Origin of the sequence: Streptomyces sp. NPDC091287 (assembly GCF_044768525.1) — a bacterium.
GTDB lineage: Bacteria > Actinomycetota > Actinomycetes > Streptomycetales > Streptomycetaceae > Streptomyces.
On sequence record NZ_JBIVUV010000015.1, the window covers coordinates 160,288 to 177,056 of the forward strand.

General features: G+C 70.9%; 13 protein-coding genes. 10 read left to right on the forward strand and 3 right to left on the reverse strand.

All coding sequences use genetic code 11. The features are described from left to right. The first annotated feature begins 66 nt into the window (after positions 1-66). A complete protein-coding gene (locus ACIQRW_RS25400) occupies positions 67-774 on the forward strand; it encodes a DUF4190 domain-containing protein (RefSeq protein WP_403764292.1) in 708 nt (235 codons plus the stop codon). Positions 775-1,180: 406 nt separating this feature from the next. Here the strand turns inward: ACIQRW_RS25400 and ACIQRW_RS25405 are convergent, their stop codons facing one another. Continuing rightward, positions 1,181-1,738, reverse strand: a complete 558-nt coding sequence (locus tag ACIQRW_RS25405) for an NADAR family protein (protein ID WP_403764294.1) — start codon at positions 1,736-1,738, stop codon at positions 1,181-1,183. A 207-nt stretch (positions 1,739-1,945) separates the two neighbouring features. Between ACIQRW_RS25405 and ACIQRW_RS25410 the strand changes: the two genes are divergently transcribed. The 8 genes from ACIQRW_RS25410 to ACIQRW_RS25445 all read left to right on the forward strand — a co-directional run bounded on the left by ACIQRW_RS25410 (position 1,946) and on the right by ACIQRW_RS25445 (position 11,777). Beyond that, a complete protein-coding gene (locus ACIQRW_RS25410) occupies positions 1,946-3,460 on the forward strand; it encodes a gamma-aminobutyraldehyde dehydrogenase (protein WP_397654607.1) in 1,515 nt (504 codons plus the stop codon). Positions 3,461-3,522: 62 nt separating this feature from the next. Further along, positions 3,523-4,770 (forward strand): PotD/PotF family extracellular solute-binding protein, encoded by a 1,248-nt coding sequence (locus ACIQRW_RS25415; protein ID WP_403764296.1) that lies wholly within the window; start codon positions 3,523-3,525, stop codon positions 4,768-4,770. A 132-nt stretch (positions 4,771-4,902) separates the two neighbouring features. Further along, on the forward strand, positions 4,903-6,057 hold the full coding sequence (locus ACIQRW_RS25420; RefSeq protein ID WP_403764298.1) for an ABC transporter ATP-binding protein: 1,155 nt from the start codon (positions 4,903-4,905) through the stop codon (positions 6,055-6,057). After that, positions 6,054-6,995: an ABC transporter permease gene (locus ACIQRW_RS25425; protein ID WP_403764300.1), complete on the forward strand. Its 942-nt coding sequence runs from the start codon at positions 6,054-6,056 to the stop codon at positions 6,993-6,995. Before ACIQRW_RS25420 ends, ACIQRW_RS25425 begins: the two co-directional genes overlap by 4 nt. Then, positions 6,995-7,798 (forward strand): ABC transporter permease, encoded by an 804-nt coding sequence (locus tag ACIQRW_RS25430; RefSeq protein WP_403764302.1) that lies wholly within the window; start codon positions 6,995-6,997, stop codon positions 7,796-7,798. The genes ACIQRW_RS25425 and ACIQRW_RS25430 overlap by 1 nt, the downstream gene beginning before the upstream one ends. A 24-nt stretch (positions 7,799-7,822) precedes the next feature. After that, positions 7,823-9,241 carry an NAD(P)/FAD-dependent oxidoreductase gene (locus ACIQRW_RS25435; protein WP_403764304.1) on the forward strand — a complete coding sequence of 473 codons (1,419 nt, stop codon included), beginning with the start codon at positions 7,823-7,825 and terminating at the stop codon, positions 9,239-9,241. 149 nt (positions 9,242-9,390) lie between these two features. Continuing rightward, the gene (locus ACIQRW_RS25440) at positions 9,391-9,864 is read left to right on the forward strand and encodes a hypothetical protein (RefSeq protein ID WP_403764306.1); all 474 of its coding nucleotides are present in this window, start codon (positions 9,391-9,393) and stop codon (positions 9,862-9,864) included. Positions 9,865-9,953: 89 nt separating this feature from the next. After that, entirely contained in the window at positions 9,954-11,777 is a 1,824-nt protein-coding gene (locus ACIQRW_RS25445; protein WP_403764308.1) for a chitinase, read from the forward strand. Here ACIQRW_RS25445 and ACIQRW_RS25450 read toward each other — a convergent pair. After that, on the reverse strand, positions 11,728-12,576 hold the full coding sequence (locus tag ACIQRW_RS25450) for a phosphatase PAP2 family protein (protein ID WP_403764310.1): 849 nt from the start codon (positions 12,574-12,576) through the stop codon (positions 11,728-11,730). The genes ACIQRW_RS25445 and ACIQRW_RS25450 overlap by 50 nt on opposite strands. Positions 12,577-12,724: 148 nt before the next feature. Then, on the reverse strand, positions 12,725-14,065 hold the full coding sequence (gene gabT, locus ACIQRW_RS25455) for a 4-aminobutyrate--2-oxoglutarate transaminase (protein WP_403764312.1): 1,341 nt from the start codon (positions 14,063-14,065) through the stop codon (positions 12,725-12,727). Between the two features lie 267 nt (positions 14,066-14,332). Here gabT and ACIQRW_RS25460 point away from each other — a divergent pair, with 267 nt between their 5' ends. After that, positions 14,333-16,765, forward strand: a complete 2,433-nt coding sequence (locus ACIQRW_RS25460) for an ATP/GTP-binding protein (protein ID WP_403764314.1) — start codon at positions 14,333-14,335, stop codon at positions 16,763-16,765. Positions 16,766-16,769: the final 4 nt, after the last annotated feature.

The following is a 16,769-nucleotide window of genomic DNA, read 5'->3' on the forward strand; positions in this document are numbered from 1 at the left end:
TCGCAGGCGGGGTCCGGGGCGTTGAGGCCTGGCCGTAGCATGACGGGACCACGATGGGGGAGGCCCATGTCAGACAACACAGAGCAGCCCGGGGGCGGGGCCGCGCCGCGCGATCCGTGGGCACCGCCGGACAGCAGGGTGGAACTGGGCAAGCCGGCTGCGCACACGCCGCCGCCCGCCCCGGTCCACGACCAGCCGACCATGACGTCGATGCCGAGCGCCGGACCGGCCGCGGGAGACGGCACGGGGCCGATACCCCAGGCCGGGGGCTTCGGGCCCGCACCGTCGGACGTACCGCCGCCGCCGATCGGCCCGAACGGCCCCGGCCACGCGGCCCCGCCGCCCGCCGCGCACTACGGCTACCCGGCTCCGCCCCCGCAGCCGTACGGCGGCTACCCGGGCTACGGCGCCTACGGAGCGGGTCCGGTCGGCTGGGCCCCCGCGCCCAACAACGGACTGGGCACGGCCGCGATGGTGATCGGCATCATCTCGGTGGTCGGCTTCTGCCTCTACGGCCTCAACATCATCCTCGGCATCCTCGCGCTCATCTTCGGCATCATCGGCCTCGGCCGTGCCAAGCGCGGCGAGGCCACCAACCGGGGCATGGCGCTCGCCGGGGTCATCCTCGGCTCCGTCGGCATCGTCGTGGGCGCCGCGATCCTCGGCCTGATCATCTGGGCCGCGACGAGCGCCGACAGTGACAGCGACAGCGACTACGACGGCACCTACGACGACCCGTTCGCCACATCGCTGGTCGTCGAGGACCGCCGCTAGGGCGTGTTTCGAAAGTCCCGCCTGCTCGGCGACGCCTGGCACTTCCCCAAGCTCTCGGCTTCGCTCGAGCAGGGGAGACCCCATCCCTCGCCGCGTTGTCGGGATCACCCCGATACATCCAGTATCGGGGCGACCCTCCGCCTTGCGATCGCACGCACCAGACGCCGCCGAGCCCGCCCTCCGGGCGGACGGCGCTACTTTCGAAACACGCCCTAGCACCGCCGCCGCGAACGCCGGACACCTCGGCCGGGCAGGGGCCGCTCCCCGCCCGGCCGAGCTTCGGTGGCCGCCTCCCGCAGCGCCCCCCCGTACGGGAACCGCCCCGGACACCTGCGTACGGGAACCGCCCCCGACACCTGCGTACGCGTACGGAAACCGCCTCGGTCGCCCCCGTACCGGAACCGCCTCAGGCCCCCGCGCCCGCCCGCAGCCTCTCCCGCGCCTCCATCAGCGCGAAGCCCAGCAGATTCAGCCCCCGCCACTGCTGCGGCCGTTCCACCCGCTCGTCGTCCGCCGCGAGCCCGACGCCCCAGATCCGGTCCAGCGGGGACGCCTCCACCAGCACCCGGCTCCCGGTGCCCAGGAGGAAGCCGCCCAACTCCGGGTCCTGCCCGAACTTGTGCGTGCTGCCCGCCACCACCAGGGCGAACCGCTCCCGTATCCACACGTCCTCGTCGAAGCCGCGGACCAGGCGCCCCGCCTTCTTCGCCGCCGCCGGGCTCTTCGCCGACACCGCCGCCCGCTCCGCCTCCGGATCGCCGAAGAGCCGCGCCTTGCCGGCCATCATCCAGTGCTCGGCACTCGCGTACGTCACCCCGTCCACCGTGAACGGCGACGGCCACCACTGGCTGAGGCAACTCCTCCCCAGCCGCCCGTCCGGGCGCGGCCGGTGCCCCCAGAACGGCAGGTACTTCACCCGCTTGCCCTGCGCCACGTCCGCCAGAAGCCCATCGATCGGTCCCATGGCATGTGAGTGTGGCATCCGCCACTGACACTCCGTACGGGGATTTCCGCACCGACACGACACATGGTCGACAGATTCCGTCGCGTAACCAAAAGGCAACAACGGAATCACTTGTTGGGCTTGAACCCCTCTGTCAGGATCGGCACTCAATTCACGAAGAAGCTACGCCGACCCCGCCCAGCGGGTACAGCGGCGGAGGAGAGCGTCATGAGCAACGGCTTCCAGGTTCAGGACCGCTTCGCGGAAGGTGCGCAGTACATCGGCGGCAAGCTGCTCCCCGGCACGTCCGGCAACCACCACGAGGTGGTGAACCCGGCGACCGGCAGATGCGTGCTCCGCTACGAGCTGGCGGGCGCCGACGACGTGGACGCGGCCGTCGCCGCCGCCCGCGCCGCCTTCCCCGGCTGGTCCGGTGCCACCCCCGGCGAACGCTCCGAGGCGATGCACCGATTCGCCGCGGTCCTCGCCGAGCAGGCGGACGACTTCGCGTACGCCGAGTCCCTCCAGTGCGGCAAGCCGATCAAGCTCTCCACCGAGTTCGACGTCCCGGGCACCGTCGACAACGCCGCCTTCTTCGCGGGCGCGGCACGCCACCTGGAGGGCAAGGCCGCCGCCGAGTACGACGGCGACCACACCTCCTACGTACGCCGCGAGGCGATCGGCGTCGTCGGCTCCATCGCCCCCTGGAACTACCCCCTCCAGATGGCCGCCTGGAAGGTCCTCCCGGCCGTCGCCGCGGGCAACACCATCGTCCTCAAGCCCGCCGAGCTGACCCCGCTCACCTCGCTGATGTTCGCCCAGGCCGCCACCGAGGCCGGTATCCCCGACGGCGTCATCAACATCGTCACCGGCGCGGGCAAGGACGCCGGCGAGCACCTCGTCGGCCACCCCGACGTCGTGATGACCTCCTTCACCGGCTCCACCGCCGTCGGCAAGCGGGTCGCGGAGATCGCCACCGCCACCGTCAAGCGCCTCCACCTGGAGCTCGGCGGCAAGGCCCCCTTCGTGGTCTTCGACGACGCCGACCTGGAGGCCGCCGTCCACGGCGCGGTCGCCGGCTCCCTCATCAACACCGGCCAGGACTGCACCGCCGCCACCCGCGCCTACGTCCAGCGCCCGCTCTACGACGCCTTCGTCCGGGACGTCGCCGCGCTCATGGAGACCGTCCGGCTCGGCGACCCCTTCGACTCCGCCACCGACCTCGGCCCCCTGATCAGCCACGCCCAGCGCGACCGCGTCGCCGCCTTCGTCGAGCGGGCCCGCGGCTACGCCCGGGTCGTCACCGGCGGCGAGGCCCCCGGCGGCGACCTCGCCGACGGCGCGTACTACCGGCCCACCCTCGTCGCGGACGCCGCCCAGGACAGCGAGATCGTCCAGTCGGAGATCTTCGGCCCCGTCCTCGTGGTGCTGCCCTTCGACACCGACGACGAGGGCATCGCGCTCGCCAACGACACCCCGTACGGACTGGCCGCCTCCGCCTGGACCCGCGACCTGTACCGCGCGAACCGCGCCACCCGCGAGATCCAGGCGGGCTGTGTGTGGGTGAACGACCACATCCCGATCCTCTCCGAGATGCCGCACGGCGGATACAAGGCCAGCGGTTTCGGCAAGGACATGTCGGCGTACTCCTTCGAGGAGTACACGCAGGTCAAGCACGTCATGTACGACAACACCGCGGTCGCCCGCAAGGACTGGCACCGCACGATCTTCGGGGACCGATAGCAGCTGCCGCGCGACCAGGGCCCACGGGCCCGAGCGGCCTCCCACCCGAAAGGGCAACGCGTATGGAGAGTTACGAGCCCGAGCGCCTCTCGTCCGCCCAACTGGCGGCCATGAGGCGATCCCTGACCAGCGGACGGGGCGCCCTCACCCGCCGCTCCCTGCTGCGCGCCTCCGGCGCGGGCGCGCTCGCACTGGGCGGCATGGCCACCCTCGGCGCGTGCGGCATCCCGCCCGCCAAGCGCGCCGACGCCCAGGCGGCCTCCGACGACCACTCGGCCAAGGAGAAGGAAGTCACCTTCTCCAACTGGACCGAGTACATGGACGTCAGCGAGGACGAGAAGGGCCGCCCCACCCTGGAGGCCTTCACCAAGCGCACCGGGATCAGGGTCAAGTACACCGAGGACATCAACGACAACGTCGAGTTCTTCGGGAAGATCAAACCGCAGCTCGCGGCCGGCCAGAACACCGGGCGCGATCTCATATGCGTCACCGACTGGCTCGCCGCCCGCATCATCCGGCTCGGCTGGGCGCAGAAGCTCGACCCCTCGAACCTCCCGCACGCCTTCGCGAACGTCTCCGCCCAGTTCCGCACCCCCGACTGGGACCCGGGCCGCGCCTACTCCTATCCCTGGACCGGCATCCCGACCGTCATCGCGTACAACGTGAAGGCGACCGGCGGCCGCAAGGTCGACTCCGTCACCCAGCTGCTCGACGACCCGAAACTCAAGGGCCGCGTCTCCTTCCTCTCCGAGATGCGCGACACCGTCGGCATGACCCTCCTCGACCAGGGCAAGGACCCGGGGAAGTTCACCGACACCGACTTCGACGGCGCGATCGGCCGCCTCCAGAAGGCCGTCGACAAGAAGCAGATCCGCCGCTTCACCGGCAACGACTACACCGCCGACCTCAGCAAGGGCGACATCGCCGCCTGCGTCGGCTGGGCCGGGGACATCATCCAGCTCCAGGCCGACAACCCGGACATCAAGTTCGCGATCCCGGCCGCCGGATACATCACCTCCAGCGACAACCTCCTGGTCCCCGCGCAGGCCCGGCACAAGACCAACGCCGAGAAGCTCATCGACTACTACTACGAGCCGCCGGTCGCCGCCCAGCTCGCCGCGTACATCAACTACGTCTGCCCGGTCGACGGCGTACGCGACGAACTCGCCAAGATCGACGAGTCGATGGCCTCCAACACGCTGATCCTTCCCGACAAGGAGATGGCGGCGAAGTCCCGCTCCTTCCGCTCCCTGAGCGCGAAGGAAGAGACGGCGTACGAGGAGAAGTTCGCCAAGCTCATCGGCGCCTGACCACGGACCCACCGCCGGGCCCGCCGCTGGACACCCCGCCAGCCGCATCACGAGACGAACGGTCCGGCGGCCCGGCCCGCCCGAGGGCACCCCTTTCCCCGAACTCCCCCGAACACACTGGGACTGCGACCCATGACACAGCAGCAGCAGACCGCGGGCGGCGACGTCCGCCTCGCCGGGATCAGCAAGACCTACGGCTCCTTCACCGCCGTGCAGCCGCTCGACCTGACCGTGCCCCAGGGCTCCTTCTTCGCCCTGCTCGGCGCGTCCGGCTGCGGCAAGACCACCACCCTGCGGATGATCGCGGGCCTGGAGGAGGCCACCACCGGCACGGTCTTCCTCGGGGAGAAGGACATCACCGACCTGCCCCCGTACAAGCGGCCCGTCAACACCGTCTTCCAGAGCTACGCGCTCTTCCCGCACCTGGACATCACCGAGAACGTCGCCTTCGGGCTGCGGCGGCGCGGCATCAAATCGGTGAAGAAGCAGGTCGACGACATGCTGGAGCTCGTCGAGCTCGGCGATTTCGCCCGCCGCAAACCGCACCAGCTCTCCGGCGGCCAGCAGCAGCGCGTCGCCGTCGCCCGCGCGCTCATCAACCACCCGCAGGTCCTGCTGCTCGACGAACCGCTCGGCGCCCTCGACCTCAAGCTCCGGCGTCAGATGCAGCTGGAGCTCAAGCGGATCCAGACCGAGGTCGGCATCACCTTCGTGCACGTCACCCACGACCAGGAGGAGGCCATGACCATGGCCGACACCGTCGCGGTGATGAACGGGGGCCGCGTCGAGCAACTCGGCGCGCCCGCCGACCTCTACGAGAACCCGCGCACCACCTTCGTCGCCAACTTCCTCGGCACGTCCAACCTCATCGAGGGCGAGGTCGTCTCCACGGGCGGCGATCTGGTGGTGGCCGCGGGCGGCGGCAAGCTCACCCTGCCCCGCGAGCGGTGTTCCGCCCCCACGACGAGCGGCGGCCGGCTCCTCCTCGGGATCCGGCCCGAGAAGATATCCCTGGCCCACGTGGACGACGCGGACTCCATAGCCGCCGGCCGCAACCGCGTCACCGGCCGTATCGTCGACTCCAGCTTCATCGGCGTCTCGACCCAGTACGTGGTCGAGAGCCCGGCGGGCAAGGCGCTCCAGGTGTACGAGCAGAATGTCGAGAGGCGCACGGGACTCCTTCCCGGCGCCGAGGTGATCCTGCACTGGAACCCCGCCCACACCTTCGGACTCGACGCCGACCAGGACATCGACGCCGGCGTGGAGAGCGTGGAGGACGCGGCGTGAGCCTCACCGAGGCGCCGCCCGCGCCCCCTTCACAGCCCGAGGAGCCCCAGGAGCTCAAGCTCCGCAAGCCCTCCACCCGCAAACGCCTCGTCCCGTACTGGCTGCTGCTCCCCGGCATCCTCTGGCTGGTCGTCTTCTTCGCCCTGCCGCTCGTCTACCAGGCCTCCACCTCCGTACAGACCGGCTCGCTGGAGCAGGGCTTCGAGGTCACCTGGCACTTCCAGACGTATGTGGACGCGCTGCGCGAGTACTACCCGCAGTTCATCCGGTCCCTGCTGTACGCGGGCACCGCCACGATCCTGTGCCTGCTGCTGGGCTACCCGCTCGCCTACCTCATCGCCTTCAAGGCGGGCCGCTGGCGCAACCTGGTGCTCGTCCTGGTCATCGCCCCGTTCTTCACCAGCTTCCTCATCCGTACCCTGGCCTGGAAGACGATCCTCGCCGACGGCGGCGCGGTCGTGGACGTGCTGAACACCCTGCACGTCCTGGACGTCACCAGCTGGCTCGGCTGGACCGAGTCCAACCGGGTCCTCGCCACCCCGATGGCCGTCGTCTGCGGTCTGACGTACAACTTCCTGCCGTTCATGATCCTGCCGCTCTACACCTCGCTGGAGCGGATCGACGGCCGGTTGCACGAGGCGGCGGGCGACCTCTACGCCACCCCCGCCACCACCTTCCGCAAGGTGACGTTCCCGCTCTCCATGCCCGGCGTCGTCTCCGGCACCCTGCTGACGTTCATCCCGGCCAGCGGCGACTACGTCAACGCCGAGCTGCTGGGCTCCACCGACACCAAGATGGTCGGCAGCGTCATCCAGAGCCAGTTCCTGCGGGTCCTGGACTATCCGACGGCCGCCGCGCTCTCGTTCATCCTCATGGCGATCGTCCTGCTGGCGGTCACCTTCTACATCCGCCGCTCCGGGACGGAGGACCTGGTCTGATGCCCGTACTGCGCTGGATACGCCGGAACCTGGTCGTCATCGCTGGTCTGCTGACCCTCGCGTACATGATCCTGCCGAACATCGTCGTGATGGTGTTCTCGTTCAACAAGCCCAACGGGCGCTTCAACTACGCCTGGCAGCGCTTCTCGCTGGACGCCTGGAAGGACCCCTGCGGCGTCGCCGACCTGTGCGGCTCGCTCTCCCTCTCGCTCCAGATCGCCTTCTGGGCGACGCTCGGGGCGACCGCGCTCGGCACGATGATCGCGTTCGCGCTGGTCCGCTACCGCTTCCGGGCGCGCGGCGCGATCAACTCGCTGATCTTCCTCCCGATGGCGATGCCCGAGGTCGTCATGGCCGCGTCCCTGCTCACGCTGTTCCTGAACATGGGCGCCCAGCTCGGCTTCTGGACCGTGCTCATCGCCCACATCATGTTCTGCCTCAGCTTCGTGGTCACGGCCGTCAAGGCGCGTGTCATGTCGATGGACCCGCGACTGGAGGAAGCCGCCCGCGACCTGTACGCGGGCCCCGTGCAGACCTTCGTACGGGTGACCCTCCCCATCGCCGCACCGGGAATCGCGGCGGGAGCGCTGCTCGCCTTCGCGCTCTCGTTCGACGATTTCATCATCACGAATTTCAACGCGGGCTCCACCGTCACCTTCCCCATGTTCGTCTGGGGATCGGCGCAGCGCGGCACGCCCGTGCAGATCAACGTCATCGGCACCGCCATGTTCATCATTGCGATATCGGTGGTTCTCGTCGGCCAGTTCGTAGCAAGCCGACGGAAGAACAACGCTCGACCCTGAATTTCCCAAAAGGAGTTGGAAACCATGGCCCCAGCCGCCATGCGTACTGCTGCCGCACAATCGATCGCCGGCGCGAAGCCGGTCTCCTACTGGCTCGACGACCCGGCCAAACCCGATGCTCTGCCCGCCCTCACCGGCGACGAGCACACCGACCTGCTGGTCGTCGGCGGCGGCTACAGCGGTCTGTGGACCGCGCTCATCGCCAAGGAGCGGGACCCGGACCGGGACGTCGTCCTCATCGAGGGGCACGAGGTGGGCTGGGCCGCCTCGGGCCGCAACGGCGGCTTCTGCGCCGCCTCCCTCACCCACGGCCTGGCCAACGGCGTGGAGCGCTGGCCGGACGAGATCGCGAAGCTGGAGGAGTTGGGGGAGCACAACCTCGACGCCATCGAGGCCGCGGTAGCCCGCTACGGCATCGACTGCGAGTTCGAGCGCACCGGCGAGATCGATGTCGCCACCGAACCCCACCAGCTTCAGGAGCTGCGGGAATGGCACGAGGAGATCGTGGGGCTCGGCATCACGGGCGTAGACTTTCTGGACCGTGACGCCCTGCGCGCCGAGGTCGACTCGCCCACGTTCCTCGGCGGGCTCTGGGACCGGCGCGGCGTCGCGATGCTGCACCCGGCGAAGCTCGCCTGGGGCCTGAAGCGGGCCTGCCTGGAGCTGGGCGTACGGATCCACGAGCACACCCGGGGCCTGGACCTGGTCCGCTCCGGATCAGGAATGGCGGTCCGTACCCCGTACGGGCGGGTCTTCGCGCGCCGCGTCGCCCTCGGCACCAACATCTTCCCGTCGCTCGTCAAGCGGATCCGCCCGTACACCGTGCCCGTCTACGACTACGCGCTGATGACCGAACCGCTCACCCCGGAGCAGCTCGACTCCATCGGCTGGAAGGGGCGCCAGGGACTCGGCGACAGCGCCAATCAGTTCCACTACTTCCGGCTTTCCGCGGACAACCGGATTTTGTGGGGCGGATACGACGCGATCTACCCGTACGGAGGCCGGCTCAGCTCCGATCTCGACCAGCGGCCGGAGACGTTCCTGAAACTCGCGGAGCAGTTCTTCACCTGCTTTCCGCAGCTTTCCGGACTGCGTTTCTCGCACGCCTGGGGCGGTGCGATCGACACCTGTTCCCGCTTTACGGCGTTCTTCGGAACGGCCCATCAGGGGCGGGTCGCGTACGCCGCCGGATACACCGGTCTCGGCGTCGGATCGACCCGCTTCGGGGCCGAGGTGATGCTCGATCTGCTCTCCGGCGAGGAGACGACACGGACCCGCCTGGAAATGGTCCGCTCCAAGCCGATGCCGTTCCCGCCGGAGCCCTTCGCCTGGGCCGGGATCGAGATCACCAAGCGGTCCCTGGCCCGCGCCGACAGCAACGGCGGGCACCGCAATCTGTGGCTGAGGGCGATGGACAAGCTGGGCCTCGGCTTCGACAGCTGAGCCGCGTCCGGCCCAGGTCAGACGCTGTGACCCACTTCACTACCAACGAGTAGCCGCAACCCGCGTCATAGTCGGCGCCGAACGCTCTCTCGCACGTGTAACGCACCGGCGGAAACCCCGCCGGTGCTCACGTCAACGGGAGGCTGGTCATGACTGGCTCGGAAACGAAGGCCGCGGTCGAGTGGCTCACATCGGTGGCACCGGATCCGGCCGCCTGCCGGTGGGAGTGGGAGCGTCATCCGCACGGGATCGCGCTCCTTCCGGCCGGCAGGCGCTGGGACGTTCTGATCCTCCCGGGCGGGCTGGGCTATCCGACGCTCGACGTCCTGACCCGCCTGATCGACCGTCCGGGCCCCGTTCTCGCCGACTTCGGAGAGTCGCGCATGGGCTTCTTCGTCCCACCGGGCACCGTCTCCCGCTGGATCGGCACCGGGATCAGGGGCTGCGGTCAGGGCACCTGGATCGTCGTCCCGTACCCGGGGCGGGCCACCGGGGGAGTGCGCTGGCTGGTCCCGCCGGACGGTTCGGGCACCCTCACGGACGCCGGGCTCCTAGAACTCGCGATGCACGAGGCTGCGGGCGCGGCCGCCCGGGACGCCCGCGGGGAGCGCCGGGAGGGCTGAGCCGGCCGCCAGAGGTCTTGACAACCTGATTGGTCTGGACCATGTTGTGCGCACGCCAACCTCGAATTCCCCCCTGCGCGGAGGCTGTTGTGGAACGCACCGGACCAACCGTCAGATTTTCCGGACTTCTGGCCGTCAGCTCGGCCATCCTGCTCGCCGCCGGCGCCCTGGTCGCCACGGCTCCGGCGGCAGGCGCCGCCGATGTGGACCTGGCACGCAACGGCGGCTTCGAGGCGGGCCTGGACGGCTGGAACTGCGCGGCCTCCAGCGGCGCGGCCGTCTCCACGCCCACCCGCAGCGGCACCTCCGCGCTCAAGGCGACCCCGGCCGGCAACGACCACGCCAAGTGCTCCCAGAGCGTCACGGTCAAGCCCAACTCCTCGTACACGCTCAGCGCCTGGGTGCAGGGCAGCTACGTCTACCTCGGCGCGTCCGGCACCGGGACCACCGACGTCTCCACCTGGACGCAGTCCCCCGGTGCGTGGAAGCAGCTCACCACCACCTTCAAGACCGGGCCCTCCACCACCTCCGTGAGCGTCTACACCCACGGCTGGTACGGCACCCCGGCCTACTACGCCGATGACCTCACCCTCGTCGGCCCCGGCGGCGAGCCCGTCGTGATCCCGGCCGTCCCCGCCGGCCTGAAGACCACGGCGATCACCTCCTCCTCGGTCGCGCTCTCCTGGAACGCCGTCTCCGGCGCGAGCGGCTACCACGTCTACCGTGGCGGTACGAAGGTCGCCACGGCCACCGGTCCTTCCGCCACCGTGACGGGCCTGACCGCCTCCACCGCGTACAGCTTCCAGGTCACCGCCGCCAACGCGGCCGGCGAGTCCGCGAAGTCGGCCGCCATCACCGCGACCACCACGGCGGGCGGCGGAGGCGGCGACACCAAGCTCCCGCCCCGCGCCCTCGTCGGCTACCTGCACTCCAGCTTCGCCAACGGCTCCGGCTACACCCGGATGGCGGACGTGCCCGACTCCTGGGACGTCATCAACCTCGCCTTCGGTGAGCCCACCTCCGTCACCTCCGGCGACATCCGCTTCGCGCTCTGCCCGGTCGCCGAGTGCCCGAACGTCGAGTCCGAGGCGGAGTTCAAGGCCGCGATCAAGGCCAAGCAGGCCGCGGGCAAGAAGGTGCTGATCTCGATCGGCGGCCAGAACGGACAGGTGCAGCTCGGCTCCACCGCGGCCCGGGACGCCTTCGTCACCTCCGTCTCGAAGATCATCGACACCTACGGCCTGGACGGCCTGGACATCGACTTCGAGGGCCACTCCCTCTCCCTCAACACCGGCGACACCGACTTCCGCAGCCCCACCTCACCGGTGATCGTCAACCTGATCTCCGCGGTGAAGTCCCTCAAGGCGAAGTACGGCCCGGACTTCGTCCTCACGATGGCGCCCGAGACCTTCTTCGTGCAGCTCGGCTACCAGTTCTACGGCTCCGGCCCCTGGGGCGGCCAGGACCCGCGCGCCGGCTCCTACCTGCCGGTCATCCACGCACTGCGCGACGACCTGACCCTGCTGCACGTCCAGGACTACAACTCGGGCCCGATCATGGGCCTGGACAACCAGTACCACTCGATGGGCGGCGCGGACTTCCACATCGCGATGACCGACATGCTGCTCGCAGGCTTCCCGGTGGCGGGCGACACCAGCAAGGTCTTCCCCGGCCTGCGCCCCGACCAGGTCGCCATCGGCCTCCCGGCCTCCACCCAGGCGGGCAACGGCCACACCTCACCGACCGAGGTCAACAAGGCGCTCAACTGCCTGACCAAGAAGACCGACTGCGGCTCCTACCAGACCCACGGGACCTGGTCCGACCTGCGCGGCCTGATGACCTGGTCCATCAACTGGGACCGCTTCAACAACTGGGAGTTCTCGAAGAACTTCGACGCCTACTTCGGCAACTGACCCACCACAGGGGCGCGAGCACCCAAGGCCCCAGGCACCAACTGGCCAGCACGTCCAGCGGCCAGTGGTAGCCGTGCAGCACCAGACCGATGCCCGTCGCCGTGGTCAACAGGATCGCGGCGACGGGCATCATCCACGCCCGGGGCCAGGAGGCCTCCCGAAGCCACGACGGACGGGGGAGAGCCAGCAGCACCAGGGCCGACGCCCCGTACGCCACGGCGGCCGTCGCCGTATGACCGGACGGGTAGTAGTTGACCGCCTCGGTCAGCGGCCCCTGCCGGGCCGTGGCCACCTTCAGCGGGATCACCAACGCGGGCACCGCCGCCATGGTGAGGGCCGCGTACACCGCGAGCCGCCGGGCGCCGCGCCACAGCGCGTACCCGACCGCGCAGGTCAGCACCGGAAGCGCCACCGGCATCCCGCCGAGATCGGAGAGCACCTGCGTCAGCGGAGCCGGGCCGTGGCCGAACAGCTCCCCGCCCACGCGCTCGTCGAGCCGCAGCAGCGGACCCTCGACGGCGACCTGCCAGGTGATCAGCGAGAAGAGGGCCGCGAGCAGGCCGAGAAAGCAGAGAACGAGAGGGGCCGGCCACCCGGGAACAGGGGGGGTTGTTCCGGGATGGCCGGCGAGATCGGTTCGCCGCGCGCCCCGGGGGGTGTGGGGCGGGCGGCCGTCCGATCGGTGAGGAGTCCCGGAGCCGGAGGCTCCGGTGTGCGCGAACGCACGCCCGGGACGGCGCTGGGGAAGCCCCGGCCCGGCGTCGGCCGCGGTTTCCCGCGACCGATGTGTTTCTCTCATCTGCAGAAACCGTACGGCAGCGGAGGGGTGGCCGACAGTCGCCACCACCTCCCGCCATCGCCCCCGCACACGTTCTTCACAGGCCCTCACCCGGATGGCGGACGGAAGCGGCGAAAGGCCGCCCCCGCCCGTTCCCGGGTTCGAAGGATCAGAGCGTGCCGAATGCCTGCTCGATCACGTCGAGGCCCTCGTTCAGCAGGTCCTCGCCGATCACCAGCGGCGGCAGGAAGCGCAGCACGTTGCCGTACGTACCGCAGGTGAGAACCATGACGCCCTCGGCGTGACAGGCCTTCGCGAGCGCGCCGGCCGCCTCCGGGTTCGGGTCCTTCGTGCCGGACTTCACGAGCTCGATCGCGATCATCGCGCCGCGACCGCGGATGTCGCCGATGATGTCGCCGTTGGGCAGCTTGGTCCGCATCTCGGCGAGGCGGCCCTTCATGACCTCCTCGATCCGCCTGGCCTTCCCGTTCAGGTCCAGCTCGCGCATCGTCTCGATGGCCCCGAGCGCACCGGCACAGGCCACCGGATTACCGCCGTACGTACCGCCCAGGCCACCCGCGTGCGCGGCGTCCATGATCTCGGCGCGGCCCGTCACGGCGGACAGCGGCAGACCCCCGGCGATGCCCTTGGCGGTGGTGATCAGGTCCGGAACGATGCCCTCGTCCTCGCAGGCGAACCACTGGCCGGTACGGCAGAAGCCGGACTGGATCTCGTCCGCGACGAACACGATGCCGTGGTCCTTCGCGAACTGCGCGATCGCCGGGAGGAAGCCCTTGGCCGGCTCGATGAAACCGCCCTCGCCGAGCACCGGCTCGATGATGATCGCGGCGACGTTGTCCGCGCCGATCTGCTTGGTGATCTCGTCGATGGCCTGCGCGGACGCCTCGGCGCCGGCGTTCTCGGCACCGGTCGGCCAGCGGTAGCCGTAGGCGACCGGGACGCGGTAGACCTCGGGCGCGAACGGGCCGAAGCCCTGCTTGTACGGCATGTTCTTCGCCGTCATGCCCATCGTGAGGTTGGTGCGGCCGTGGTAGCCGTGGTCGAAGACGACGACGGCGGTGCGCTTGGTGTGGGCGCGGGCGATCTTCACCGCGTTCTCGACGGCCTCGGCGCCCGAGTTGAACAGCGCGGACTTCTTCGCGTGGTCGCCCGGCGTCAGCTCGGCGAGCTGCTCACAGACCTCGACGTACCCCTCGTACGGCGTGACCATGAAACAGGTGTGGGTGAACTCCGCGAGCTGCGCGGAGGCCCGCCGCACGACGGCCTCCGCGGAGGCGCCCACGGAGGTCACGGCGATCCCGGACCCGAAGTCGATCAGCCGGTTGCCGTCCACGTCCTCGATGATCCCCCCGCCCGCACGGGCGGTGAACACCGGCAGGGTGGAGCCCACACCTGCGGCGACGGCGGCGAGGCGGCGAGCCTGCAGCTCCACCGACTTCGGGCCGGGGATGGCAGTGACGACGCGGCGCTCCTGCGGGATTGCGGTCATGAGGGGCTCCTGGGGGTGTTTCGGACGCTCTTCTCCTCGCAGGCTAGGGGCGGGGGAGGGGTGCGGGCATGCTCCGATCGGGAGTGGTGGGGGTGTGTCCTTGTCCTCGGCGGACAGATGGCGGGCGGGTGGCGGGACGAGGCGCGTCCGCGTCCGCTCCGCCTCGCGGGACGGTCACTATCCGGGCGCGTTGCTGAACTCACCGTGTGCGCGCACTAGATTGACCGGGGCAGCGGACGGACCGGCAGGTCAAGGGGGCAGTGGTTCATGGACGACGACGGCACACGGGGTGTACGGGGACCGAGCGCGGAGAGGGTCCCCGGACCGGCCCTCCCGCCACCGCCCACGACCCCGCCGCGGGTGCCCCCGCCCGCCGCCGGCCCTCGTTCGGCGGCCCCGTCCGTCGAGCAGCGCCCGACCCGGCCCGGAACGGCCCCGCCGGTCGAGCAGCCGCTCCCCGGCGCCCCGGTCGACGCCTGGCTGCGCACGCCCCGTCCGCCGCAGGAACCGGGCGTCTGGCGGTACGGATACACCCCGCCGCCGCCCGAGGAACCCGAGGGCGTCTCGAACCGGTCGCTGTTGGTCGGCGCGCTGATCTCCCTGCTCTCCGCGCTGCTGCTGTGGTCGCTGTGGCGCAACGGCTATCTTCCCTACCGCCTCGTCCCGCTGAAGCTCTTCACCCCGGGGGAGTGGTGGAACCCGGGGACGTCCGGTGGCCCCCGCACCATCGAGGGCAGCGACGCCCTCACGGTGTACGAGGCGATCCTCTTCGGCCTGCTGGCCTACGGCTGCGGCCGGATCGGTAACTTCTCCGAGCTGTTCCGCCGCCATGTCGCCGACCGGGGACAGCCCTTCCTCGCGCTCGCGGCAGCCGCCGCGGCGGGCCTGACCCAACTGCTCGTCTGGAAGGAGGCGCTTCCGGTCGTCCGCCCGGTCCTGGTCCTGGTCGCCTCCGTCGCGGGCGGCGAGATCTACCAGAGCCAGACCGTCGTCAACGTCATCTACGCGGTGATCGCCGCCGCCGTGCTCTACCCCTTCGCCCGGCTCGGCCGCTGGCGCGAACTGATCGCCGCCCGCCGGGGCACCGGTGCCCCGGCGCCGGACGGCACCGCGGCGGCCCCCGCGGCCGAGACCTCCGCCGACCAGTGGCCCGAGCTGCGCGCCGCGGGCTGGACCGACGCCGCGGACACCCTCACCGCCGAGGCCCGCACCGGGCGGATGAACGACGTGGACGCGGCCCGGCTGCGCCACGCCTGGACGCTCGCCACCCAGCGGCCCGACCGGCTCGCCCCCCTCGCGGAGTCCGTCCTCCGGACCGGAGGCGCCGCAGCCCTGCACCCCTCCGGCCACCGCGACCTGCCCCGGCGCGGAGCCCGCCACGACGTGCTCACCGGCCAGGTCAGGATCGGCCGGTGCGCGGACGACCCGCACAACCCCTACGTCCGCCGGGGCACGGGCCTCGCCCTGGAACCCGCACTGCTCGGCACCTCCCTGCTCGCGGTCGGACCGCCCGGCGCCGGGAAGACCACCCGGCTGATCCGGCCGGTGGTCGAGGCCCTCGCACTGCGGGCGCTGGCCGGACAGGCCGCGGTCCTCGCCGTCGGAGGCGCGGGGGCGCCGCTCGGTCCGGACGACGCCTTCGACGTCGTCGTCCGTGTCGGCCACCCCGGCTCCGCCCACGACATCGACCTGTACGGCGGCACCACCGATCCCGACGAGGCGGCAGCCGTTCTCGCCGAAGGGCTCGTCGGCGATGTCGGCAGTCTCGACAGCCGCCGGGCCGCCACGGTCCTCGCCCAGCTGCTCGGCCCCTACCGTGCGGCCCACGGCCACTTCCCCTCCGTCCCCGAACTGCGCGAACTCCTCGACGGCACGCCGGTCGCACTCGCCGGCCTCCGCGCCTCCCTCGAAGCCGCCGGCCACCACGCGATGCTCCGCGAGCTGGACGCGCGGTCCCGGCAGGCGGGCGGCCCCGGCGACCCCGCACCGGCCCTCGCCGACCGGGTCGCGCTGCTCGACCGGCCCGCGTTCGCCGGATTCTTCGCCACCGGCCCGGACGCCCGGCCGTTCTCGCTGCGGGCGCTCGGCCAGCATCCGCTGCGGGTCCGCGTCGACCTGCCGGAGCGCGGCCACGCGGAGGCGTCCCGGCTGCTCACCCGGCTGCTCCTCGCCCAGTTCACCGCGATCACCGCGGCCCGCACCGACACCACGCTCTTCGCCTGCCTGGTCCTGGACGACGCGACCCACGCCGTGACCGCCGAGACCGTGCGGGGCATCCGCCGACTGCGCTCGGTCAACGCGGGGGCCGTCCTCGCCCTCCGTACCGTCGACGACGTCCCCGAGACCCTGCACACTCCGCTGCTCGGCGCGGTCGGCTGCACGGCCGCCTTCTCCGGCATCACCACCTGGGACGGCAAGCGCTTCGCCGAAGCCTGGGGCAAGGAATGGGTCGAGACCCGCGAGGTCGCCCAGCACACCGTCTTCGCCGACCAGCCGTTCACCCGCGCCCTGCACGCCCTGCGCAAACTCGTCACCGGCAAGGCCGTGACCACGGACGCGGTGACCGTACGACAGGTCGAGCGGGAGCGCTGGTCGGCCTCGGAGCTGGCTTACGCGGTGCCGACCGGGCACGCTGTCCTCTCGCTCACCACCGTTCAGGGCGAACACGCACCCCCCCTCCTCGTCCACCTCGACGGCTGAGGAC